The organism is Hyunsoonleella flava (genome assembly GCF_004310325.1).
Classification (GTDB): Bacteria; Bacteroidota; Bacteroidia; order Flavobacteriales; family Flavobacteriaceae; genus Jejuia; species Jejuia flava.
In genome coordinates, this window is record NZ_SIRT01000060.1 from 1 (window position 1) to 300 (window position 300).

Here is a 300-nt window from a genome sequence, read left to right on the forward strand (position 1 = left end):
TAGTATCCCTTCATAATATTCAAAGCCTTTTGCAGCGATAAACCAAATTTTATCATTGAATGCTACTACATGCTCTCCAGCATAATTTGGTAATTTTTCACTGACATTTTCCCAACTTATTCCATCTTCACTTGACCAAATATCTTTAAGAACTCCACCTGAAGTATTAGAAAAATCTAAACCTCCAATTACCCATAATTTATTATTATGAACAAATGATCCACGTGCGTATCTAACTCCAAATGGTGCTTGCTCTGTTATCTGTACCCATGTAATACCATCTTCACTAGACCAAACATC

At 34.3% G+C, this 300-nt stretch carries 1 protein-coding gene; it reads right to left on the bottom strand.

All coding sequences use genetic code 11. The features are described 5' to 3' along the window. On the bottom strand, window positions 1–300 hold a 300-nt coding region (locus EYD45_RS16865; RefSeq protein WP_207303329.1), incomplete at both ends, for a hypothetical protein.